Origin of the sequence: Azoarcus sp. CIB (assembly GCF_001190925.1) — a bacterium.
In the GTDB taxonomy this organism is placed as follows: domain Bacteria; phylum Pseudomonadota; class Gammaproteobacteria; order Burkholderiales; family Rhodocyclaceae; genus Aromatoleum.
Genome location: NZ_CP011072.1, coordinates 1116670 through 1138440 on the forward strand (window position 1 = coordinate 1116670; position 21771 = coordinate 1138440).

The 21771-nt window shown below is 69.2% G+C and carries 18 protein-coding genes; 9 read left to right on the top strand and 9 right to left on the bottom strand.

Annotation, left to right across the window (positions count from 1 at the left end):
* Positions 1 to 74: 74 nt before the first annotated feature.
* Positions 75 to 614: an NUDIX hydrolase gene (locus AzCIB_RS04980; RefSeq protein ID WP_083446877.1), complete on the top strand. Its 540-nt coding sequence runs from the start codon at positions 75 to 77 to the stop codon at positions 612 to 614.
* A gap of 43 nt (positions 615 to 657) precedes the next feature.
* Here AzCIB_RS04980 and AzCIB_RS04985 read toward each other — a convergent pair whose 3' ends face one another.
* From AzCIB_RS04985 to AzCIB_RS05000, 4 genes are all read right to left on the bottom strand, one after another.
* Positions 658 to 3720 (bottom strand): AAA family ATPase, encoded by a 3063-nt coding sequence (locus AzCIB_RS04985; RefSeq protein WP_050414879.1) that lies wholly within the window; start codon positions 3718 to 3720, stop codon positions 658 to 660.
* Positions 3717 to 4871 (bottom strand): exonuclease SbcCD subunit D, encoded by a 1155-nt coding sequence (locus tag AzCIB_RS04990; protein ID WP_050414880.1) that lies wholly within the window; start codon positions 4869 to 4871, stop codon positions 3717 to 3719. The genes AzCIB_RS04985 and AzCIB_RS04990 overlap by 4 nt, the downstream gene beginning before the upstream one ends.
* A 167-nt stretch (positions 4872 to 5038) precedes the next feature.
* Complete coding sequence (eutC, locus tag AzCIB_RS04995) at positions 5039 to 5851, bottom strand: ethanolamine ammonia-lyase subunit EutC (protein ID WP_050414881.1); 813 nt, start codon at positions 5849 to 5851, stop codon at positions 5039 to 5041.
* A gap of 10 nt (positions 5852 to 5861) precedes the next feature.
* On the bottom strand, positions 5862 to 7253 hold the full coding sequence (locus tag AzCIB_RS05000; RefSeq protein ID WP_050414882.1) for an ethanolamine ammonia-lyase subunit EutB: 1392 nt from the start codon (positions 7251 to 7253) through the stop codon (positions 5862 to 5864).
* Between the two features lie 419 nt (positions 7254 to 7672).
* On the opposite strand from AzCIB_RS05000, the gene AzCIB_RS24050 reads away from it, so the two are divergent.
* Positions 7673 to 7813 carry a coiled-coil domain-containing protein gene (locus tag AzCIB_RS24050; RefSeq protein WP_157058422.1) on the top strand — a complete coding sequence of 47 codons (141 nt, stop codon included), beginning with the start codon at positions 7673 to 7675 and terminating at the stop codon, positions 7811 to 7813.
* Positions 7810 to 8208 (top strand): hypothetical protein, encoded by a 399-nt coding sequence (locus AzCIB_RS05005; RefSeq protein WP_050414883.1) that lies wholly within the window; start codon positions 7810 to 7812, stop codon positions 8206 to 8208. The genes AzCIB_RS24050 and AzCIB_RS05005 overlap by 4 nt, the downstream gene beginning before the upstream one ends.
* A 304-nt stretch (positions 8209 to 8512) precedes the next feature.
* Here the strand turns inward: AzCIB_RS05005 and AzCIB_RS05010 are convergent, their stop codons facing one another.
* On the bottom strand, positions 8513 to 10141 hold the full coding sequence (locus tag AzCIB_RS05010) for an MFS transporter (protein WP_083446878.1): 1629 nt from the start codon (positions 10139 to 10141) through the stop codon (positions 8513 to 8515).
* Between the two features lie 197 nt (positions 10142 to 10338).
* On the opposite strand from AzCIB_RS05010, the gene AzCIB_RS05015 reads away from it, so the two are divergent.
* From AzCIB_RS05015 to AzCIB_RS05035, 5 genes are all read left to right on the top strand, one after another.
* Positions 10339 to 11502, top strand: a complete 1164-nt coding sequence (locus tag AzCIB_RS05015; RefSeq protein WP_050414884.1) for an ABC transporter substrate-binding protein — start codon at positions 10339 to 10341, stop codon at positions 11500 to 11502.
* A gap of 81 nt (positions 11503 to 11583) precedes the next feature.
* Positions 11584 to 12504: a branched-chain amino acid ABC transporter permease gene (locus AzCIB_RS05020; RefSeq protein WP_050414885.1), complete on the top strand. Its 921-nt coding sequence runs from the start codon at positions 11584 to 11586 to the stop codon at positions 12502 to 12504.
* 10 nt (positions 12505 to 12514) lie between these two features.
* Positions 12515 to 13495, top strand: a complete 981-nt coding sequence (locus AzCIB_RS05025) for a branched-chain amino acid ABC transporter permease (protein WP_050414886.1) — start codon at positions 12515 to 12517, stop codon at positions 13493 to 13495.
* Positions 13492 to 14241, top strand: coding sequence for an ABC transporter ATP-binding protein (locus tag AzCIB_RS05030; protein WP_050414887.1), 750 nt, complete (start codon positions 13492 to 13494; stop codon positions 14239 to 14241). Before AzCIB_RS05025 ends, AzCIB_RS05030 begins: the two co-directional genes overlap by 4 nt.
* Positions 14238 to 14954, top strand: coding sequence for an ABC transporter ATP-binding protein (locus AzCIB_RS05035; protein WP_050414888.1), 717 nt, complete (start codon positions 14238 to 14240; stop codon positions 14952 to 14954). Before AzCIB_RS05030 ends, AzCIB_RS05035 begins: the two co-directional genes overlap by 4 nt.
* Positions 14955 to 15041: 87 nt before the next feature.
* Here the strand turns inward: AzCIB_RS05035 and fghA are convergent, their stop codons facing one another.
* The 4 genes from fghA to AzCIB_RS05055 form a co-directional block, all read right to left on the bottom strand.
* Entirely contained in the window at positions 15042 to 15890 is an 849-nt protein-coding gene (fghA, locus tag AzCIB_RS05040) for an S-formylglutathione hydrolase (RefSeq protein ID WP_050414889.1), read from the bottom strand.
* A gap of 158 nt (positions 15891 to 16048) precedes the next feature.
* A complete protein-coding gene (locus AzCIB_RS05045) occupies positions 16049 to 17164 on the bottom strand; it encodes an S-(hydroxymethyl)glutathione dehydrogenase/class III alcohol dehydrogenase (RefSeq protein WP_050414890.1) in 1116 nt (371 codons plus the stop codon).
* Positions 17165 to 17294: 130 nt separating this feature from the next.
* Positions 17295 to 20081, bottom strand: a complete 2787-nt coding sequence (locus tag AzCIB_RS05050; RefSeq protein ID WP_050414891.1) for an AMP-binding protein — start codon at positions 20079 to 20081, stop codon at positions 17295 to 17297.
* A 58-nt stretch (positions 20082 to 20139) separates the two neighbouring features.
* Positions 20140 to 20787: a COG3904 family protein gene (locus AzCIB_RS05055; protein ID WP_050414892.1), complete on the bottom strand. Its 648-nt coding sequence runs from the start codon at positions 20785 to 20787 to the stop codon at positions 20140 to 20142.
* 286 nt (positions 20788 to 21073) lie between these two features.
* Between AzCIB_RS05055 and AzCIB_RS24835 the strand changes: the two genes are divergently transcribed.
* Positions 21074 to 21757, top strand: coding sequence for an RtcB family protein (locus tag AzCIB_RS24835; RefSeq protein WP_050414893.1), 684 nt, complete (start codon positions 21074 to 21076; stop codon positions 21755 to 21757).
* The last annotated feature ends 14 nt before the right edge of the window (positions 21758 to 21771 follow it).

A 21771-nucleotide genomic window follows, 5' to 3' on the forward strand; every position in this document is an offset into this window, starting at 1 on the left:
CTGCCTGACCCGCCACAGGTCCGTCTCCCCATGACGCTACTCGGCCAGACTCACCTCAACCGATGCGAATCGTCATGACAGCCACTCTGCTTTCCTGCGGTCTGCTGGTCATCAATGAGCGCGGCGAATTGCTGGTCGGACATTCGACCGGCAGCCGGCATTGGGATCTGCCCAAGGGGCTTATCGACGCGGGGGAAGGGCCGATGACTTGCGCGCTGCGGGAGGCGCAGGAGGAGTTCGGGCTCGTGTTCGATGCGGACCGGCTCACGGACCTGGGCCGGCATGCGTACTATCGCGGCAAGGATCTGCATCTCTTCGTGGTCCGCACTTCGTCGGAAGAGACGCGAGCCGATCGGTGCCGGTGTACCAGTTACTTCGAGCATTATGTAACCGGGCGGCGGGTACCCGAGGTGGATGGTTTCGCGTGGGCCGACGATGCGCAGTTGGCCACCCTGCTGGCCGGGAGCATGCGGCGCTTGCTTCTGGACAAGGGCTTGCTCGCCCATGCCAGATCGGTGGGTGCGGTCGGCCCGGCCGCCGGGCGGGCGCCTGCCGGGGACGGGATTCGGGCGCCTGCCGGGGACGGGATTCGGGATCCGGACCGGACGGAGTGAGGCGTTCGGCTCGGGGTGGCGAGGTGCTCGACCGGGACTACGCTCAGGCGCATCCGCGAATCCGGACGTGGCTTCCGGCCGCCCCGAGGCTGATTTCGATGCCGGTGTCGATCTGCCGTTTCAGCTCATCGACGTGGGAAATGATGCCGACCATGCGGCCTTTCTGCTGCAGGTCGATGAGCGCCTTCATGGCCATGTCGAGCGACTCCGGATCGAGACTGCCGAAGCCTTCGTCGATGAAGAGGGTGTCGAGCTGGATGCCGCCGGCGTAGGACTGGACGACGTCCGAGAGGCCGAGCGCGAGTGACAGCGAGGCCATGAAGCCTTCGCCGCCCGAGAGGGTATTGGCGGGGCGGGCGCGCCCGGTATAGTCGTCGAACACTTCCAGATCGAGGCCGGAGGCCTTGCGCGCGTCGGCGACGTCCATGCGGCGCTGGAGGGTGTAGCGGCCGCGGCTCATGGCCTTGAGGCGCAGGGATGCCTGGCCGAGCACGTCGTCGAGGAGCGCGGCGAGGACGAAGCGCTGGAAGGTGAGCTTGCGGCTGTTGTCGCCGTTGGCGATGGCGGCGAGATGGCCCATCACGCGGTAGCGGTCTTCGATGTCGCCCAGTTCGCGGCGGATGTCGGCGAGGGTGTCGAGCGTCCTGCGTTCGTGGGCGATCTTCTCCTTGAGGGTGTTTTGGACGGCGACGAGCGATTCGACGCGTTCGCGCGTTGCGCTCTGGGCGGCCTTCAGTGCGGGCAGATCGGGTGAGGTCTTGCCCGCAGTGCTGCCTTCGGCGCGTGCCACGCGTTCCTTTGCGGCGGCGAGCGCTTCGTCGTGGGCCTGCAGGGCGGTGCGCAAGGCGGTGATCGCGTCGGCAGGGCGGCGGGCGAGCAGGAACCCGTCTTCGCCGGCGAAACCGTGTTCGCTCAAAGTCCGGATGAGCGTTTCGTGCGCCTCGGTGCTGCGGCGCTCGGCTGCGGCGAGCGATTCGCGCAGGGTGGCGAGGGTGGCGCGGGCGGCGGCGTCGGCGGCATGGGCTTGGCGATGCGCGTCCTGCGCCGTTTTCAGCTGTTCGAGGAGGCGGTCGGAGAGCGCTTTCGCGGCGCGGATCGCCTGCCCGAGGGCGTCGTCTTCGCGCAGGTCGGCGGGGACTTGGGCGGACCGCTCGGCGACGCGCGATGCTGCAGTGGCGGCCTGGATTCCAGCTTCCTCGCTCTTGCCGCGTGCGAGCTCCACGGCCTGCGCCGCGGCGGCGATGTCCCGATCGCAGGTCTCGATCGCGGCTTTGGCCTGGATCGAGGCGGCCGCGGCCTGCCTTGCGGCGTCGAGCTCACGTTCAAGAGTGTGCAGGACCTGCTGCGCTGCCGCTGGATCGGACACGTCCGCGGGCAGGCCGGATTGCAGGGTCGTCACGGTCGATTCGTCGGCGGCAACCCGGTTGGCGGTTTCGTGATGGGCGCTGCGGGCCAGATCCAGCGCGCCTTCGGCTTTGTGCAGCGCGGCTGCTGCGGCGCGCAGCTCCGTTTCGGTCGGAACCGTCTCGCCGCTCGCTGCGGGGTGGGGATGCTCGAGGCCGCCGCAGACGGGGCAGGGCTGACCGTCTGCGAGATGGTGCGCGAGCACGGCGGCCTGCCCTTCGCGCCAGCGCGTTTCGAGGGCTTCCTTCTGTTCAAGCGCGCGCTGGCGTGCGGTCTGCGCCGCTTCGAAGGTCCGCTTGCGGTTGCCGGCTTCGGTCTGGCTCGTGGCGAGCGTGGCCTTTGCGGTAGCCAGCCTGGTGAGCGCAGCGACACGCTGGGTTTGCTGATCGATCTGTGCCTGCAGGGCATCGCAGCGGTTTGCCTGGGGGCCGTGGAGCTCGATGGCCTGCTGCAGCGCCCTGCGTTGGGTGTTCAGGCTGTCGTGCTGCTTCTGCAGTGCCGCGAGAGCCTGGAGGGCCGAGCGCGCAGCGGCATCGGCCGCGGCGTGTTCGCGCTGCGCGAGTCGCAGCCCCTGCACGGTGTCGCGCAGGCCTTCGAGACGCGCATGTTCGCGTGCCGCGGCATCGCGCTCGGCTGCGCGGGCGGTTTCCGTATTCAGCGCGGTTTCGGCCGCGGACAGTGCCGCCGTGGCGCTTTCCGCCCCGGTTGCGGCCGTCGCCGTCTGCCCGGCAAGCTGCTGCTGGTGCCGGCGGGCCTCAGTGAAACCCGCGTGGGCGGGGATGACGTTCTGCGCGCGCGTGGCGTCTTCCAGCTCGCGCCGTTGCGCATCCGCGAGCGCTGCGCTGGTGGTCAGTTTTTCCAGGGCCTGTTTCGCCAGCTCGACTTCCTTGAACTGGGCGGCCAGCGCTTCGCCTGCGGCAAGTGCCGCAGTAGCCGCGGCGTCGTCGCTGCGGCTCTGCTTTTCCTGGATGGCGAAGTCGGCAAGGCGGGTTTCGGATTCGCTCACGCGTGCGGCCAGTTCGTCCCCGGATTGCGCGCCGGCCTGCTCCAGCAGCGTCGTGCGCCGCGCCCTGGCCGCGTCCGCTTGTTGTTCGAGCTGGCGCGCGGAGCCGTTGAGGCGTTCCTGCAGGAGCTTGTAGGTCTCGGTCGAGAACAGCGCTTCGAGGATCTTCTCGCGATCCCTGGAGTCGGCGGTCAGGAGCTTTCGGAACTGCCCTTGGGGCAGCATGATCACCTGACGGAACTGGTCGGCCTCGAAGCCGAGGAGCGCGACGATGCGCTCGGTGACTTCGGTGGTCTTGCTCACCAGCGGCGTCCAGTCCCCCGTGCCGGCGGTGTCGCGGACGTGAAGCTCGGCCTTTGCCGGCGTCTTGACCAGTTCCTTCTTGCCGCGCAGGGCGGTGCGTTCCTGCTCGGGCGAGCGGCGGATGCGGTAGCGCGTGCCGGCGAGTTCGAACTCGAATTCGACTTCCGTCAGGACGCTGTCCGGGGCGTGGTGGCTGCGCATTTCCTTGGCGGAGCGCTCGCTGCCGGAGGTTTCGCCGTAGAGCGCATAGCAGATGCCGTCGAGGAGCGAGGTCTTGCCCGCGCCGGTCGGGCCGTGGATCAGGAAGAGGGCGTCGGACGGGAGTGCGGCGAAGTCGATTTCCTCGCGGCCGGCGAAGGGGCCGAAGGCTTGCAGGGCGAGACGACAGGGTTTCATTGTGCGGCCTCCCGGTCGGCCCGGGCGAGGGCGGCGATTTCGGCATGCAGGAGTTGCGCGGCGGGATCGTCCAACTCGGCGCCGGTCATCTCGCGATAGAAGCTGGCGAAGAGATCCTGCGTCTCGACCTTGCGGTGATCCGTGCCGCCTTCGAGACCGGCGCCGCTGCCGGACAGTTGCGGGCGTTCGATGGATAGCGCGTTAGGGTAGGCCGCGCGCAGCTTGCTCATCGCGTCGAGGATCGCGCCGGTGTCGGAGATGCGCGCGAGCACGTAGTCGTCGCGCTGCGGGTCGTCGACCGCCCGGCGGACGATGTCCTCCAGCGGGCCTTCGAGGATGCGCAGGTCGCGGCGCGGGGTGAGTGGCATGCGGCGGATTGCGGTGCTGCCGCGGCCGTCGATCTCGACCAGCGAGACGCTCTTGGCGTGCCCGGCTTCGGCGAAGGAATACTTCATCAGCGAGCCGGCGTAGTCGAGGCGGCCGCTTTCCAGTGCCTGCGGGCGGTGCAGGTGGCCCAGCGCGACGAAATCGAAGCCGTCGAAGACGTCGCTGCCTACCGCGCCGGTGCCACCGACCGAGAGGGGACGTTCCGACTCCGAGGCCGTGCCGCCGATCACGAAGGCGTGGGCGAGGACCACCGAGCGCCGCGAACGGTCATGGCGTTCGCGCACCCGGTTCAGCTGTGCCTTGAGGCCGGCGTGGTGGTCCGCGATGGAATCTTCGGCCAGGCAGTGCCGCAGCATCGAGGGTTCGGCGTAGGGCAGGGGATAGAACGCGACCTCGCCATCGGCGTCGCGCAGGATTACCGGCGCGATGTCGGCCGTGACGGTGCCGCGCACGGTCAGCCCGGCCTCGGACAGGAGGCGGGCGCCGAAGCCGAGGCGGTCGGGGCTGTCGTGGTTGCCGGCGATCAGGATGACTGGCACGCGCTCGCCGATCACGATGCGGGTGAGGGTGTCGTCGAGCAGGCGCACGGCCTCGGCCGGCGGGACGGAGCGGTCGTAGATATCCCCGGCCACGAGCACGGCGTCGGGCTTTTCCGCGTGGATCAGGGCGACGAGGTCATCGAGGACCTGAGCCTGGTCTTCGAGCAGCGACACGCCGTGATAGACGCGGCCGAGGTGCCAGTCGGCGGTATGGAGGATTCTCAATGCGTTGGTCTCGACAGGATGTGGGGTGCCACTCGGCCACCGGGGCGCGGCAGGGGCTGAAATATCGCTCATCGCGGCCTCTCTGGCCACTCATCTGCGTGCGGGAGGAGTATGTCGGGCGATACGAATACGTGCACGGCTTCACCGTGCGGCGACCCACGCGCCGGTTACGGCCGCGAGTCGAGCAGAAAGTTCGTCGCCGGCGCCGCGAGGCGAGGCGCTTGTGTGTCGTCCTTGAGGGACACCCCGGACAACTGCCTGCTGCGCGCCGCGTTCATCAGCCAGAGCAGCTTGTCGGCGGCGAGGTCGATAGCGAGTCCTTCGCGCCGGATGTTGGAGATGCAGTTGCGCTGCGCGTCCGTCGTGCCGATGCGGGGCTGCCAGGTGAGGTAGACGCCCATGCTGTCGGGGGAGCTGAGGCCGGGGCGTTCGCCGATGAGGATGGCGACCATGCGCGCGTGCAGGGTGACGGCGATGTCGTCGCCGAGGGCGACGCGGGATTGCTCGGCGATCACGAGCGGGGCCCGTGTCCACGCCGAGGCCGCCAGGCGGGGCAGCATGGCGTCGAGGAAGGGCAGGGCGTTCTGTTCGATGGCGAAGGCGGAGAGGCCGTCGGCGAGCACGATGGCGACGTCGAAGGGGGCGTCGTCCGCGGCCCTGAATGCGGCGAGCGCTGTCCGCGAGGTTTCGTCCAGACGCCGCCCGAGATCGGGGCGCTGCAGGTAGGTCCGGCGATCGGGGGCGGCGCTGCGAACCGTGGCGACGGTGTGGCCGCGTTGCGCGAGAGCCGCGCGCAGAACGTCGGTCGCGAGCGGGTGATGGACGGCGTCGCGCGCGCGGGCGTGGGCGAACTGGAACGCGAGCTGGGCTTCGGTCGGGACGCTGGTGCCGGCGCGCCCGAGCGCGATGCGGGCAGGGGTGAAGCGGCGGAGTTGTCCCCAGGCGTCGGGGATGACGGGCGTGTCGGCGGGGTCGTCCATCGCGGTATCCTCAGTCGAGCTTCGCGAGCGCGTGGCGGAAGGGCGCGGGCAGGTCCTTCGCGAGCGCCAGCGCTTCGCCCGGCGCGAAGATGCCGATGTCGCGCAGCCAGGCTTCGAACTCCGGCGCGGGACGCAGGCCGAGGACCTGGCGGATGTACAGGGCGTCGTGGAAGGACGTGGACTGGTAGTTGAGCATGACGTCGTCCGAGCCGGGCACGCCCATCACGTAATTGACGCCGGCGGCGGCGAGGAGCGTCAGGAGCGCGTCCATGTCGTCCTGGTCGGCTTCGGCGTGGTTGGTGTAGCAGACGTCGCAGCCCATCGGCACGCCCAGCAGCTTGCCGCAGAAGTGGTCTTCGAGTCCGGCGCGGGTGATCTGCTTGCCGTCGTACAGGTATTCCGGGCCGATGAAACCGACGACGGTGTTCACCAGCAGGGGCTTGAACTTGCGCGCGACGGCGTAGGCGCGCGCCTCGCAGGTCTGCTGGTCGACGCCGTGATGGGCGTTGGCCGACAGGGCGCTGCCCTGGCCGGTCTCGAAGTACATGACGTGGTCGCCGACGGTGCCGCGCCGCAGCGACAGGGCCGCGTCACGCGCTTCGGCGAGTAGCGCGAGGTTGACGCCGAAGCCGGCGTTCGCGGATTCGGTGCCGGCAATCGACTGGAATACCAGGTCCACCGGGGCGCCGCGGCCGATGGCCTCGATGGTGGTCGTGACGTGGGTGAGCACGCAGGCCTGGGTCGGGATGCGGTACTTGGCGATGACGGCATCGAGCATGCGCAGCAGCGTCGTGACGGTGTGCACGTTGTCGCTGGCGGGATTGACGCCGATGACCGCGTCGCCGCTGCCGTACATCAGGCCGTCGACGATGCTGGCGGCGACGCCGGCGGGATCGTCCGTCGGGTGGTTGGGCTGCAGGCGCGTGGCCATGCGGCCGGCGAGGCCGATGGTGTTGCGGAAGGCGGTCACGACGCGGCATTTCTTCGCGACGAGGATCAGGTCCTGCACTCGCATGATCTTGCTGACGGCCGCCGCCATTTCGGGCATGAGGCCGGGCGCGAGGGCAGCGAGCGCGGCTTCGTCGGCGGCTTCGGACAGGAGCCAGTTGCGGAAGTCCCCGACGGTGAGGTGGCCGACCGGCGCGAAGGCGGTCTTGTCGTGCTCATCGATGATGAGGCGGGTGACTTCGTCCTGTTCGTAGGGAATCGGCACCTCGTCGAGGAAGGCCGCCAGCGGCAGTTCGGCGAGCGCCATCCGGGCGGCGACCCGCTCTTCGTCGCTGCCTGCGGCGATGCCGGCGAGTTGGTCGCCCGAACGTGCCGGCGTGGCCTTGGCGAGCAGGCTCTTCAGATCGGCGAACCGGTAGCGCTTTCCATCCACGGTGTGTGCGTAGCGGGGCATGTGTCCGGTTCCGGTGGCGGCATGTATGGATTGTAGTCAACGTCGGGGTTCAGTCCGTTTGCGGCGCGGACTTCCCGGTCGGGTGCTGCCGGCACTGCCGGATTTTCTGTCCTATCATGCATTTGGGGCGTTTGCCCCATGGCGATTGACTAGCCGCCGATGCATGCCGGCGGCCGAACGGTCCCGTCAATGGCATCGACGAACGCATCCCGTGTGCGGAGGGCGTCATGCGCAAATCCCTTGCAGTTGCACTCCTGGCCGTTTTCGCGGCGGGGCCGGTCTGGGCGCCGCAGCGCCCAGGGCTGGCCACCGGAACGCCGTCAGGAAGCGAGTCGCCACCAACCGTGCCGGCCCCGGTCCCTCCGGAGCAGGCAACGGGATCGCCCCCCGGAGCTGACCGCGATCGGCAGGTGCCGGGAATGAGCCGCAGCGGTGAGTCGTCCGGGGACGTCACGTCGCTGCGCCGCGAGAATGCGGTGCTGCAGCGCAAGGTGGACCTTCTCGAAAAGCAGGTCGAGTTGCTGAGGCAGCGCGTGAGATCGCTGGAGGGCGGGCAATGACGAAGGCGGAATTCGACAAGCAGATGGCCGACCTCGACCGGGAACTGTCGCAGGTGCCCGCGGCGCCGGTGAAGGCCGTCGTGACGCCTCCCGCCGCCGGGCCGGAGTGGTGGTCGAACCAGAACGCGATGACGATGAGCGCGGTGGTGCTGATCTTCGGCATCGTCGTGCTCGTGCTGTGCGCCGGGCTGATGCGCAGTTCGCGGCCGTCGCCGGAGGCAATCCTGCGCGTGTTCGGCACGGTGCTGATCATCACCGGCGCGCTGTTCCTGGTGGTGGCCGGATACACGGACCAGCAGGTCGCGCCGGTGATGGGCCTGCTGGGGACGCTCGCGGGTTACCTGCTCGGAAAGGGTTCTCCGTCCGAGCCTGGGCCGCCGCGCACGGAGAAGTAAAGGGCCGCAGGGGATGGCGTGCCGGGCAGGGGAGCCATGAAGCAGCGTTGGGCGCATAATTCACGCCGTTCCCGATCATGGAGATTGGCATGGAGCACGTGTTGGGCGTGGTTGTCCTCTTCGGCATCATCGCCTGGGCCTGTGTCCGGGCGATGCGCGGGCCGCGCGCCTAGCCGCGGCAACGCGATGGTGCTGGCCGCTCGAGGCTGGTCGCAGGAGGTTACCGAAAGCACCCGGGCGCTGGATCTCGAGCCGGGGGGGCTTTTGCCGGACGGGCTCGCGCATCGCCGGCTGGACCCGCGGCTCAGCGCGTGTCGGTAGTGCTGCCGGGCCGGCCGTCGACCGACTCCGCGACATAGCGGCGCATCAGGGGTGCCTCGGGGCCGATATGGAAGGCGAGCCGGCGCTCGCGCAGGCCCAGGTCCGCGGCCGTGAAGCGTTCCAGGCGCCGCTGGTGCTCGATCCAGTTCTCGTCGAGGAAATATTCGATGTAGCGCTCGGGCCGCGCCGTGTCGCGGAACAGCCCCCAGGACAGCGCACCCTGACGCAGGCGGGCACGGCGGGTTTCCTGCATCACGGCGTTGAAGCCGGCGGCGCGCGCGGGGTCGATCAGGTATTCGATCGTCACCATCACCGGGCCTTCGTCCGGTTCGATGTCGATCGCCGGCGGGGGCAGCATGGCGACGACGGCCGCGGGACTGTGGTCGACGTCGTGCGGGCGGATCGCCGCGTGGTGACGCGTGAGCAGCATCACCAGCGGACCGATGACGGACGCGACGAGGATGCTGATCGTCACCGACGTCAGGTTTGCAACGTAGCCCCACAGCGCAGCCCCGGTGGCGCTTCCGCCCATCAGGGCCATCTGGTAGATCGACATGCCGCGGGCGCGGACCCAGTTCGGGAGACCCATCTGTGCAGCCACGGTGAGCGCGTTCGCCGTCGCGATCCATGCCATGCCAGCCACGAACATGGCTGGTATCGCGGCCCACAGTGTCGGTACGAGGACGACGACGGCCGCGCATGCGGCATGGAGGAGCGTGCCCCAGCTGACGAAGTCTTCGCGTTCCAGCCGACGGCGCAGGCGCTCGAGGTTGAGCGCCGTCAGGATCGCACCGCCGCCCATGGCGGCAAGCAGGCTCGTGTAGGCCGTGGCGCCGCCCCCTTGGAGGTCGCGTACGACGAGGGGGAGCAGTGCGGTCAGCGAGGTCGATTGCAGGAAGAACAGGAAGATCCGGGCGAGGACCGCGCGCATCGGCGGTGACTGCATCACGTGCTGCAGGCCCACGCGCATCGCCGCGAGGAAACGTTCGCCGGGGAGCGCGCTGATCTTCGGTTCGGACTTCCAGCGCAGGATCATCACGAAGGCGAAGATCGACAGCAGCGCGTTGAGCAGGAACACGTAGGCGCTGCCGGCGCCGGCGAGCAGTGCGCCCGCGACGACCGGGCCGATGATGCGCGACATGTTCATCGCGACGCCGTTGAGGGCGAGCGCGGCGGGCAGGTCGCGGCGTGGCACGAGGTCCGGGATGATCGCAGCGAACACCGGCCAGCGCATCGCGAGGCCGATGCCGTTGGCGAAGGTGAGCGCGAGCAGCAGTTCCGCGGTCAGCGCGTCGGCCAGGGCGAGGCCGCACAGCAGGATGGCCGCCACCGCGATCCACAATTGCGTGGCGGCGAAGTACTTGCGCCGGTCGATGATGTCGGCCAGCGCGCCGCTCGGCAGGCCGAGCACGAACACGGGCAGCGTCGAGGCGGCCTGCACCATCGCGACCATGAAGGCGCTCGACGTCAGCGACGTCATCAGCCAGGCCGCGGCGACGTCGTTCATCCACATCGTGATGTTCGCGGCGAGCCATGCGATCCACAGCATGCGGAACATCGGTTGGCGCAGCGGCGCGAGGGCGGATGGACTGACGTCGGTTTCGTTGGGCAAGTCGATTTCCCCGGTGGCGTGTGTCCGCGACGGCGGGGGGCGGTGTTGTCGCGATGCCCCCGGTGGGTACGAGTATAGCGAGCCCGGTGGCGGCGGCGCCTGCGCCGATCGCCTATGCAGGTGGGTCCGCGCCAAGCGCACATGATAATCTCGCTGGTTTCCGGCCATTGCCCCAGAAATCCGAACAAGGAGCGTCCATGCTGAAGCTGAAGAACGTCGCAGTCTCCCTCGCACTGTGTGGTGCAGTTGCCGCCCATGCCGAACCGGTCAAGGTCGGTGTCGCGCTGGACATCTCCGGTCCGTTCGCGACGATCGGCGCCGAGACGCGTGACGGCCTGAACCTCGCGGTGGAGCGCCTCGGCAGCAAGCTCGGCGGTCAGCCGGCGGAGTTCATCCAGCAGGACTTCGCGGGCAACCCGGAGCAGGCGAACCAGCTTGTGAACCGCTTCCTGCAGCGCGACAAGATCGACTTCTTCACCGGCCCGGTCGCGTCGAATTCGGCGCTGGCGGTCGGTCCGGCGCTGTTCGCGGCGAAGGTGCCCTTCCTGTCGAGCAACCCCGGCCCCAGCCTGTTCGCGGGCAAGCAATGCAGCCCGTACTTCTTCGGCGTCTCGTACCAGAACGACACCTATGACGAGGCCGCGGGCAAGGTCGCGAACGAGAAGGGGTTCAAGAACGTGGTCCTGATCGCGCCGAACTACCCGGCGGGCAAGGACCACCTGGGCGGCTTCAAGCGCCTGTACAAGGGCACGCTGAAGGACGAGATCTACACCAAGGTCGGGCAGATCGACTACGCGGCCGAGATCGCACAGATCCGCGCGGCCAAGCCGGATGCCGTGTTCGCCTTCCTGCCCGCGGCGATGGGGATCAACTTCATCAAGCAGTACGTCGGCGGCGGCCTGAAGGACATTCCGCTGATTTCGCCGGGCTTCACGGCCGACCAGGACGTGATCGAGGCGGTCGGCGAACCGACGCTGGGGATGCTGAACACGGCCCACTGGGCGCACGACCTGAAAGTGCCGGCCAACGTCGAGTTCGTCGAGGCCTTCCGCAAGAAGTACAACGGCCGCTACCCGACCGTGTATGCGGCGCAGGCCTACGACGTAGTGATGGCGATGGACGCGGCGGTGCGCGAAGTCGCCGGCAAGGTCGATAACCGCGAGGCGGTGATCGCTGCGTTGAAGAAGGCGAACTTCAAATCCGTGCGCGGCGAGTTCAAGTACGGCGCGAACAACTTCCCGGTGCAGAACTACTACCTTCGCGTTGTCGACAAGGACGCGAGCGGCAAGCTCACGAACAAGCTCGTCGGCACCGTGATGGAGAAGCACCAGGACGCCTACGTCGGCGACTGCAAGCTGTAAGGGCATCATCTTCCGGCGCGGCGGCGGGTGTGCCCGTCTGCCGCGCTTTCGCTTTGTCCGGCTTTATCCCGCTTTCCCCCGATGAATTCGATCTTCGTTTTCGAGCAGCTCCTGAACGGCCTCAGCTTCGGCCTTATGCTGTTCCTGCTCGCGGCCGGCCTCACGCTCGTGTTCGGCATCATGGACACGATGAACCTCGCGCACGGGTCCCTCTACATGGCCGGCGCCTACGTCGCCGCGCGCGTGCATGAGGCGAGCGGCAGCTTCGTCGGCGCGGTGCTGGTCGCGGTCGCGGCGACGGTGCTGGTAGCCTTCGTGCTCGAACTGCTGATCGTGCGCAAACTCTACGCGCGCGACCACCTCGCGCAGGTCATCGCGACCTTCGGCGTGATCCTGATCGCCGACGATGCGGTGAAGGCGATCTGGGGGCCGTCGCCGGTGATGGCGACGATGCCCGCCGCGCTCGCGGGGCCGGTGCAGCTGCTGCCGGAGCTGCCGTATCCGGCCTACCGGCTGGTGCTGTTGGCGGTGGGGCTGCTGGTCGCGATCGGGCTGTACGTGCTGGTGAATCACACCCGTGTCGGCATGCTCGTGCGTGCGGGTGCGTCGAACCGCAAGATGGCGGAATTCATGGGGGTGCGTGTCGGGCGAGTGTTCTCCTTTGTGTTCGCGCTCGGCGCGGCGCTCGCGGCGCTCGCCGGGGCGCTGATGGGGCCGATCAGCGCGGTGCAGATCGGCATGGGCGAGGCGATCCTGATCCCGGCGCTGGTGGTGATCGTGATCGGCGGCATCGGCTCGGTACGCGGTGCCTTCGTCGCGGCGCTGCTGGTTGGCCTCGTCGACACCGCGGGGCGCGCCTTCTTGCCGCCGCTGCTGCGCTCGGCGCTGCCGCCGGCGCTCGCGGCGGACCTCGGCCCTGCATTCGCCGGGATTGCGATGTACGTGCTGATGGCGGCCGTGCTGATCCTGAAGCCGGCGGGCCTGTTCCCGGCGCGGGCGTGAGGGGGCGGCGATGAGTGACAAGCCGGATTCCTTGGCCGCGATTCCGTCGTCGGGCGGTATTTCGCGCTGGCTGCCGTGGGCGCTGCTCGTCGTGCTGGCGCTCATGCCGGTCGTCGGTGCCGGGCTGGGCCTCGACTACTACGTCGGCTTCGTGCGCCGCATGCTGATCGTGATGATCGCGGCCACCAGCCTCAACTTCATCCTCGGCTACGGCGGCATGGCGGCGCTGGGTCACGCGGGTTTCATCGGCGTGGGGGCCTACACGGTGGTCGCGCTCGTCGATGCGGGGGTGAGTTCCGCATGGACTGCGTGGGGTGCCGCGGTGCTGGTCTCGGGCGCATTCGCCGCGCTGATCGGGGCGGTGTCGTTGCGCACGCGCGGCGTGTATTTCCTGATGATCACGCTCGCCTTCGCGCAGATGCTGTACTACCTCGCCGTGTCTCTGTCGGCCTACGGTGGGGACGACGGCTACGGCCTGTATTCGCCGCTGGAGCTGGGCTTCGGCCGCACGACAGGCGATGCCGCGCTGTTCTTCTGGGTCGTGCTCGGTGTCGCCGCGCTGGTGTTCGCGTTCGCGAGCCGCGCCGCGGTGTCGCGCTTCGGCCACGCGCTCACGGGCATCCGCGACAATGAGACGCGCATGGAGGCGCTGGGCTATCCGGTGTATCGGCTCAAGCTCGTTGCGTTCTCTGGCGCAGGCGCGCTCGCGGGGCTCGCCGGGGCGCTGCTCGCGAGTCACAACAACTTTGTCAGCCCCTCGACGATGCACTGGACGGAGTCCGCGGCGCTGCTCGTGATGGTCGTGCTCGGCGGACTGGGTCGACGCTGGGGCGCGGTGCTGGGCGTTGCGGTGTGGCTGGTGCTGTCCGAGGTGCTGAAGGGCTACACGGAATACTGGCACTGGCCGCTCGGCCTGATGCTGATCGCGGTCGTGTTCATGGCACCGCGCGGGCTCGCGGGGTTGTTCGACGGCAGGAGGGCAGTCCAGTGAGCCTCTTCGTCGCGCAGAACCTCGTGAAGCGCTTCGGCGGGCTGGTCGCGACCGATCATGTCAGCCTCTCGGTCGAGCCGGGCGAAGTGCATGCGCTGATCGGGCCGAACGGCGCGGGCAAATCGACGCTCGTGAATCTGATCTCGGGGCTGCTACCGGCCGACGGGGGCTCCATCGTGCTCGACGGCGTCGATCTGACGACCCTGAGCGCCCACGATCGCGTGCGTCACGGCCTGTCGCGCTGCTTCCAGATCACCAGCGTGTTTCGCGGCGACACCGTGCTCGACAACCTGCTGCTCGCGGTGCAGGCGCATTCCGGGTCGAGCTTCCGCTGTTTCGGACGGCGTTCGATCGAGGCGGGCTTACGCGAGCGGGCGCTGGAACTCGCGCACAAGGTCGGCCTGGAGGACAGGCTGGATCGCGTCGCCGGCACCTTGCCCCACGGCGTGCAGCGCAAGCTCGACGTCGCGCTGGCGCTCGCGGCGCGGCCGAAGTTGCTGCTGCTGGACGAGCCGATGGCGGGCATGGGACCGGAGGACTCGCAGCAGATGGTCGAGTTGATCGGTCGCCTGCGCGCGGAAGCGGCGATCCTGCTGATCGAGCACGACATGGACGCGGTGTTCCAACTCGCCGACCGCATCTCGGTGCTGGACTACGGCAAGGTGCTGGCGTCCGGCGACACCGCCTACATCCGCGAGCATCCCGAGGTGCAGGCGGTGTATCTGGGCACGGAGGAGCTGCGATGAGCCGCGATGTGCTGCTGAGCTGCCTCGGTCTGGAGGCCGGCTATGGCGCGAGCCAGGTGCTGTTCGGGCTCAACTTCGACATCCGCGCGGGCGAGGTCGTGACCCTGCTCGGGCGCAACGGCATGGGCAAGAGCACGACGATCAAGACAGTGATCGGCGGCCTGCGCGCCCGGCGCGGCGAGATCTGCTTCGACGGTCAGGCGATCCACGGTCTGTCCGCGGATGCGATCGCGCGGCTGGGGGTGGCGATCGTGCCGGAAGGGCGGCAGTGCTTCCCGAACCTGAGCGTGCGCGAGCATCTCGTCGCCTTCGCGGACAACCGCAGCGGCGCGCACGAGCCGTGGACGCTGGAGCGCCTGTACGCGCTCTTCCCGCGCCTGAAGGAACGCGCCGGTCACCTCGGCAACCAGCTCTCCGGCGGCGAGCAGCAGATGCTCGCGATCGCGCGGGCGCTGTCGACGAACCCGCGCCTGCTGATCCTCGACGAAGCGACCGAAGGCCTCGCGCCGGTGATCCGCGAGGAGATCTGGCGCTGCCTCGCGGGGCTCAAGGAAGCCGGGCAGACGACGCTGGTCGTGGACAAGTACGTCGAGCGCCTCGTGAAGCTCGCCGACCGCCATATCATCCTCGAACGCGGGCGGGTGGCGTGGGCGGGGACGTCCGGGGAGCTCGCTGCCGATCGGGGGGTGTGGCACCGGTATCTCGGAGTCTGACGTAGGGCGGAAAAGCGCAGCGCCTTCCGCCGGATGTGCAGCGCTCGCAATCGGCATGCGGCGGAAGGCGCCTTCGGCTTTTCCGCCCTACGACCCGCCGAGTGCCGCCGCGTGGTGGCGCAAATGGTCCTCGATGAAGCTCGCGATGAAGTAGTAGCTGTGGTCGTAACCCGGCTGTAGCCGCAACGTCAGCGGGTGGCCGGCTGCGCGGGCTGCGGCTTCGAGCGCCTCGGGCTTGAGCTGGGTCGCCAGGAAATCGTCGCGGTCGCCCTGGTCGATGAGGATGGGCAGCTTTTCGGCGGCGTCGGCGATCAGCACGCTCGCGTCCCATTCGCGCCAGCGGGCGCGCTCCTCGCCGAGGTAGTGCGAGAAGGCCTTTTCGCCCCACGGGCAGTTCATGGGGTTGGAGATCGGCGCGAACGCCGACACCGAGCGGTAGCGGCCGGGGTTGCGCAGCGCGCAGACGAGCGCGCCGTGCCCGCCCATCGAGTGCCCGCTGATGCCGCGGGCGTCCGACACCGGGAAGTTCGCCTCGACGAGCGTGGGCAGTTCCTCGACGATGTAGTCGTGCATGCGGTAGTGGCGCGCCCACGGTGCCTGTGTGGCGTTGAGGTAGAAGCCCGCGCCGTGGCCGAAGTCCCACGCGCCGTCGGGGTCGCCCGGCACGTTCGGCCCGCGCGGGCTGGTGTCGGGCGCGACGAGGACGAGACCCAGTTCGGCCGCGACGCGCTGCGCCCCGGCCTTCTGCATGAAGTTCTCATCGGTGCAGGTCAGGCCCGACAGCCAGTACAGCACCGGCAGCTTGCCGCCGGGTTCGGCCTGTGGCGGCAGGTAGACGGCGAAGGTCATGTCGCAGTCTAGGGTGCGCGAGCGGTGGCGGTAACGCTTGAGCCAGCCGCCGAAGCTTTTCTGGGACGAGAGGTTTTCGAGGGTCATGGAGATGCTTCCGGTTAGTGAGTCCCCGATTGATGCACCAGTTCCTCCCGTTGAAGGGGGAGGTTAGGAGGGGATGGGTTTCGGTTGATCTCTGCCTGACCCATCCCCACCCCAGCCCTCCCCTTGAAGGGGAGGGAGCGACCGTGCCGGGTCCGGCATCAGAAGTGAATCACCGTGCGAATGCTCTTGCCTTCGTGCATCAGGTCGAAGGCGTCGTTGATCTGCTCCAGCGGCATCGTGTGCGTGATGAAGGTGTCGAGCGGGATCTCGCCCTTCTGTGCCTTCTGCACGTAGCTCGGCAGTTCCGTGCGGCCCTTGACGCCGCCGAATGCGCTGCCGCGCCACACGCGGCCGGTGACGAGCTGGAAGGGGCGCGTGCTGATCTCCTGGCCCGCGCCGGCGACGCCGATGATCGTCGATTCGCCCCAGCCCTTGTGGCAGCACTCGAGCGCCGCGCGCATCAGCTTGACGTTGCCGACGCACTCGAAGGAGTAGTCCACGCCGCCGTCGGTCATCGCGACGATCACGTCCTGGACCGGCTTGTCGTGGTCCTTCGGGTTGACGAAGTCGGTCGCGCCGAGCTGCTTCGCGATCTCGAACTTGTCCGGATTGATGTCCACGCCGATGATGCGCGAGGCCTTGGCCATCTTCGCGCCGATGATCGCCGCGAGCCCGATGCCGCCGAGGCCGAAGATCGCGACCGTCGCACCTTCCTCGACCTTGGCGGTATTGAGCACCGCGCCGATGCCGGTCGTCACCCCGCAGCCGAGCAGGCACACCTTTTCGAGCGGGGCGTCCTTGGGGATCTTCGCCAGCGAGATCTCCGGCACCACCGTGTATTCGGAGAAGGTCGAGGTGCCCATGTAGTGGTAGATCGGCTGGCCCTGGTAGGAGAAGCGCGTGGTGCCGTCGGGCATCAGCCCCTTGCCCTGGGTCGCGCGCACCGCCTGGCACAGGTTGGTCTTGCCGGATTTGCAGAACTTGCACTCGCGGCATTCTGCCGTGTACAGGGGGATCACGTGGTCGCCGACTTCGAGCGAGGTCACGCCTTCGCCGACCGCCTCGACGATGCCGCCGCCCTCGTGGCCGAGGATGGCGGGGAAGATGCCTTCGGGGTCGTCGCCGGAGAGCGTGAAGGCGTCCGTGTGGCACACGCCGGTCGCGACGATGCGCACCAGCACCTCGCCCTTCTTCGGCGGCTCGACGTCCACTTCGACGATCTGCAAGGGTTGCTTGGGTCCGAAGGCGACGGCGGCGCGCGACTTGATGGTCATGGTGGGGCTCTCTGTGTGTAGTCGTTGAGGGTAGGCGACGAAGTCTAATACCTGTGTGTCGCCTCGTTCTATCTCGAAAGCGACGTCGGCGTGCACACGCTCCCGGAACTCGTGCGCCACAACGGCCCGATCAGACCGTCGCGTCTGGCTCGCCGCAGCGCTGGAGGATGTCCCGACGGGCGGCATCGCGCAGCGCGAGCGCGGCGCTCCAGTCCTTGCCCTGCGGCAGGATGGGGCGGCCGATCGTCACGGTGACGGGGCCGCGGCGCGGCCGCCAGGTCTCGTCGGGCAGCACCGCGCGCGTGCCGCGGATCGTGACCGGCACGACGGGGAGGTCGGCCTCGCATGCAGCGAGGAAGGCGCCGAGGCGGAACTCCTGCAGGCCGGGCCGTCGCACGAAGGTGCCTTCGGGAAAGTAGAACAGCGCGGCGCCCAGCCGTGCGCGTTCGGCGAGCCGCTTTGCGGCGTCCGCGCTGTCCTGCACCGCGAAACGTTCGATGAACTCCGTTCCCAGGCCCAGCAGGAAGCGGCGCGCGATCGCGTTGTCGAGCAGCTCGCGCTTGGCGACGAAGACGAAGGGGCGGGGCAGCGCCGCGGCGGCGATCAGGCCGTCGAGGTAGCTCGCGTGATTGGCGACGACGATGCAGGGGGCGGATGCGGGAAGGTTCGCTTGTCCCTTGACGTCGATGCGGACGCCGATCAGGCCGGCCAGCAGGCGCGCGCCGCCGCGGCCGATGTGCCAGCCGAGGGCTGGGCGGCGCAGCCCTGCGACGGCGAGCCAGACGGGGATCGCGAGCAGCACCAGCGCCGTCCACGCCCAGGCGGCCCACAGCGTGGCGCCCGTGCGTTGCACGGCATGGGTTGCGTTGCGGCGGGCGGCGAGCGCGGCGAGTCGCAGCATCTGCATGCGCACGCTGTGCTGGCGGCCTAGCACGCCGCTCTGGTACAGCTCGCGCGTCGCGGCGCGCCGGATCTTGCCGCTGGACGTCTTCAGTACGCTGTGCGGCGGTGCGAGCACGACCTCGTCGAGCGGCACGCCGAGCAGGTCGACCGCGAGGTTGCCGACCGCATGTTCGAGCCGGCGGCGTTCGACATCGTCGGCGCTGCGGGTCTCGACGACGGCGACCAGGCGCTCGCTCGCCGTTGCGGGATCGGCGACCCCGAACACCGCGACGCAGCCGCGGCGCACGCCGGCCAGTGCGCCGATCGCATCTTCCAGTTCGTAGGGGTACAGGTTGCGTCCGCCGCGGATGATCATGTCCTTGACGCGACCTGTGACGAAGAGCTCGCCTTCCGCGAGGTAGCCGAGGTCGCCGGTGTCCAGCCAGCCGGCGCGCAGCAGCTTGCGCGTCTCCTCGGGATTGCGCAGGTAGCCGGCGGTCGCCGACGGGCCGCGGAATTCGATGCGGCCGACGTGGCGGTCGGGGAGTTCGTCGCCGTTCTGCCCGACGATGCGCACTTCATGGCCGGGCAGCGGCTGGCCGCAGCCGACGAAGCGGATCGCGCCCGCGTCCTCCGCGGCGGCACGGACCGCCTCGGTGCGGAAGAAGGCTTCGCGTGCGACGCGATCGATGCGCGGACCGCGTCCGGGTGGCGGCACGGCGAGACCGACGGCGTTCTCGGCGAGGCCGTAGGCGGGGGTCATCGTCTCGCGGTGCAGGCCGTAGGGCGCGAGGCGTTCGGCAAAGTGTTCCAGCGTGTCCGGGTTCACGGGCTCGGCGCCGTTCGCGGCGATGCGCCAGTGCGAGAGATCCAGACCGGCGAGTTCGGGTTCCTCGACATGCTTCAGCACGAGCTCGTAGGCGAAGTTCGGTGCGGCCGAGAGCGTGCCGCGGTAGCGGTGCAGGGCGCGCAGCCAACGCACCGGGCGCGACAGGAAATCCAGCGGCGACATCAGCACGAGCGGGCAGCCGTTGTACAGGCTGCCCAGCCAGGCGGCGATCAGGCCCATGTCGTGGTACAGCGGCAGCCAGCTCACCGTGACGTCCGCCGCCGTGATGGCGACGCTGCGGCTCCACGCGCGGATGTTGGCGAGCAGGTTCGCGTGCGTGAGCATCACGCCCTTGGGGTTGCCGGTGCTGCCCGAGGTGTATTGCAGCAGCGCGAGGTCATCCGCCCGCGGCGTTGCTGCTGCGGGACTGCCGCCGCCTGTGGAGAGCTCGCGTGCGGTGACGGTGTGCCTGAGGTGCCCCGAGGGCGTGGAGATCAGGCGGGCGACCGGCTGCACTTGCGCGTCGGTGATCAGCACCTGCGCGCGGCAGCTCTCCAGAATGCCGGACTGGCGGCGCAGGTGGTCCTCGAGCTGGGAGGGGCGCGTGGGCGGGTACATCGGCACCGGCACGCCGCCCGCGAGCAGGGCGCCGAAGAAGCTCGTGAAGAATTCCAGCGAGGTCGGCAGCATGATCGCCACCGCGTCGCCCGGCGCGATGCCGCGCTGCTGCAGCCCGGCGGCGATGCGCTGCGCCCCCTGCAGCAGCTCGCGGTGCGTGAGCGTGCCGACCTCGGCGTCGTCGTGCAGCAGGCGGACATGCACATGCTCGGGCGAACGCTCCGCGTGCCACAGCAGCACCTCGACGAGTGTGGATGCACCGACCGGGGTCTCGATGCGCGCGGTGTCCGGCGCAGCGGCGATCTCGGGCGCGGACGCGGTCGCCTCCGGTCGTGCGGCGCGCAGCGCGGCAAAGAGCTGGCGCGGGGTGTCCGCCGTGGCGAGGGTGTCTTCCGGCAGGCGCACACGCGCGGCGCGTTCGATGCGCGCGAGCAACTCGACGCGCGCGAGGCTGTCGAGTCCGAGGTCGCGTTCGAGGTGGCTGTCGAGACCGGCTTCCGGCGGCTTGCCGGGGCGCAGCTCGCTGACGAGCCCGCGCACGATCCCGAGCACCTCGGCCGCGTCGATTGCCGGACGGCTTCGATTCATGGCGAGGTTCCGACCGCGATGCCCGTCGCGGCGCGTACGGGCCGGGTCTTCCCCCTTTTTAGCCTCTGGTTGCGAGTCCTGCCGTGACGGCGTCGCTCGCGGGCAGCGCGCGCACGTTGCGGCAGTCGGTGGCGCGGATCTGCTGCAGCATGTAGTCGGCAGTCAAAGTGGGCAGCATCGCGCGCAGGTAGCGCGCCAGGTTGAGCATCTGGCGGTTGTCGAGTTCGGTCTCGCAGTTCGTGCGGCCGAAGTCTTCGTCGGGCGGGATCTGGGTGAAGCCGAGCCGCGCATTGGGGGCGATCTCGCGCCGGGTGCCCGCGGCAAACACCAGCAGGCACGGGGTGTGGCAGGTGCTGCCGGCGGCGATGCGGGTGTCGAAGCCGCGGTTGCGCAGCATCGAGCCGACCGTGATCGCGGCGCCGACGCTGCCGTCGGCGAGGTCGAGGACCACAGTCTTGCCCTGGCAGGAACGCTTCGCGAGCGCGTCGCTGGCCAGTCTCAGCGCGGAGACGGCGGCTGGCGTCAGGGTGCCGCGCAGCGTGAGTTCGCAGTCCGCGCCGCGTTGCGTGGCCGCCACTTCGCCGCCCTGATAGGGGAAATGCTCCGCTTTAGCGTCGCGTTCGACGGTCGGGGCGACGCCACAGGCGGCGACGACCAGGCCGGTCGCAACGGCGGCGAGGAGATGCCAGGGGAAGCGGATGTGCATGGAGTCACTCTCCTGATGGTCAGCGGCAAGCTGTTCGGCGGCCTCTGGCCGGATTCGCCGCCGATATTAGCGCAGCGCCAACCCGCTCCCCTGCAGCTTACTAAAATATCATGGCAGGGGTGTCCGTCCGGAGCGGGGCGGCGCACGATGTGTGAGCCATGCGGGCAGCTATTGGCTATGCTGCACATGACAGGAGCACGCGGTGCAGCGTCGCGGTTCGCTCAGGGGCGCGCGATCGGGCTGGCGCGGCACTGAACGGCGGCATGGCAGCGGCAGGAGGCAGACGATGGAACTCCGGAAATTCCGCCAACGCGGCCCGTTCGAATGGGCGCTGCCCGCCACGGGGCGCATGCGAGTGCCCGGCGTGATCTTCGCGTCGCGCGAGCTGATGGAGGCGATGGACGAGAAAGTCGCCGAACAGGTCGCGAACGTCGCGAATTTGCCGGGCATCGTCGCGGCCGCCTATGCGATGCCCGATGCGCACTCGGGCTACGGCTTCCCGATCGGCGGCGTTGCGGCCTTCGATGCGGACGAGGGCGGCGTCGTGTCGGCGGGCGGGGTCGGCTTCGATATCTCCTGCGGCGTGCGTACCCTGCACACGGGGCTCAAGCTGGCCGAGGTCGAGGCGCACAAGAAGCGCCTCGCCGATGTGCTCTACGCGCGCATCCCGGCCGGCGTCGGCAGCACCGGCGCGCTGCGCCTGTCCGGCCCGGAGACGGACGCGATGCTCAAGGGGGGCGCGGGCCGTGCGATGAGCCGCAACGAGGCGCTGCGCCGCTGGCACGGCAGCAAGGTCGTCGACGAGCTCGCCGCACGCGGCATCCTGATCCGCAGCCCGAGCGTCCGCGGCGTCGCGGAAGAAGCGCCGCTCGCCTACAAGGACGTCGACGCGGTCGTCGATGCGGCCGACCGGGCGGGTCTGGCGATCAAGGTGCTGCGGCTCGCACCGCTGGTTTGCATCAAGGGTTGAAGAGCACATCCGTA

Coding starts and splice junctions, on each gene's coding strand:
- AzCIB_RS04980 (WP_083446877.1), top strand. CDS start 75: ATGACAGCCACTCTGCTTTCCTGCGGTCTGCTGGTCATCAATGAGCGC.
- AzCIB_RS04985 (WP_050414879.1), bottom strand. CDS start 3,720: ATGAAACCCTGTCGTCTCGCCCTGCAAGCCTTCGGCCCCTTCGCCGGC.
- eutC (WP_050414881.1), bottom strand. CDS start 5,851: ATGGACGACCCCGCCGACACGCCCGTCATCCCCGACGCCTGGGGACAA.
- AzCIB_RS05000 (WP_050414882.1), bottom strand. CDS start 7,253: ATGCCCCGCTACGCACACACCGTGGATGGAAAGCGCTACCGGTTCGCC.
- AzCIB_RS24050 (WP_157058422.1), top strand. CDS start 7,673: ATGAGCCGCAGCGGTGAGTCGTCCGGGGACGTCACGTCGCTGCGCCGC.
- AzCIB_RS05005 (WP_050414883.1), top strand. CDS start 7,810: ATGACGAAGGCGGAATTCGACAAGCAGATGGCCGACCTCGACCGGGAA.
- AzCIB_RS05015 (WP_050414884.1), top strand. CDS start 10,339: ATGCTGAAGCTGAAGAACGTCGCAGTCTCCCTCGCACTGTGTGGTGCA.
- AzCIB_RS05020 (WP_050414885.1), top strand. CDS start 11,584: ATGAATTCGATCTTCGTTTTCGAGCAGCTCCTGAACGGCCTCAGCTTC.
- AzCIB_RS05025 (WP_050414886.1), top strand. CDS start 12,515: ATGAGTGACAAGCCGGATTCCTTGGCCGCGATTCCGTCGTCGGGCGGT.
- AzCIB_RS05035 (WP_050414888.1), top strand. CDS start 14,238: ATGAGCCGCGATGTGCTGCTGAGCTGCCTCGGTCTGGAGGCCGGCTAT.
- fghA (WP_050414889.1), bottom strand. CDS start 15,890: ATGACCCTCGAAAACCTCTCGTCCCAGAAAAGCTTCGGCGGCTGGCTC.
- AzCIB_RS05045 (WP_050414890.1), bottom strand. CDS start 17,164: ATGACCATCAAGTCGCGCGCCGCCGTCGCCTTCGGACCCAAGCAACCC.
- AzCIB_RS05050 (WP_050414891.1), bottom strand. CDS start 20,081: ATGAATCGAAGCCGTCCGGCAATCGACGCGGCCGAGGTGCTCGGGATC.
- AzCIB_RS05055 (WP_050414892.1), bottom strand. CDS start 20,787: ATGCACATCCGCTTCCCCTGGCATCTCCTCGCCGCCGTTGCGACCGGC.
- AzCIB_RS24835 (WP_050414893.1), top strand. CDS start 21,074: ATGGAACTCCGGAAATTCCGCCAACGCGGCCCGTTCGAATGGGCGCTG.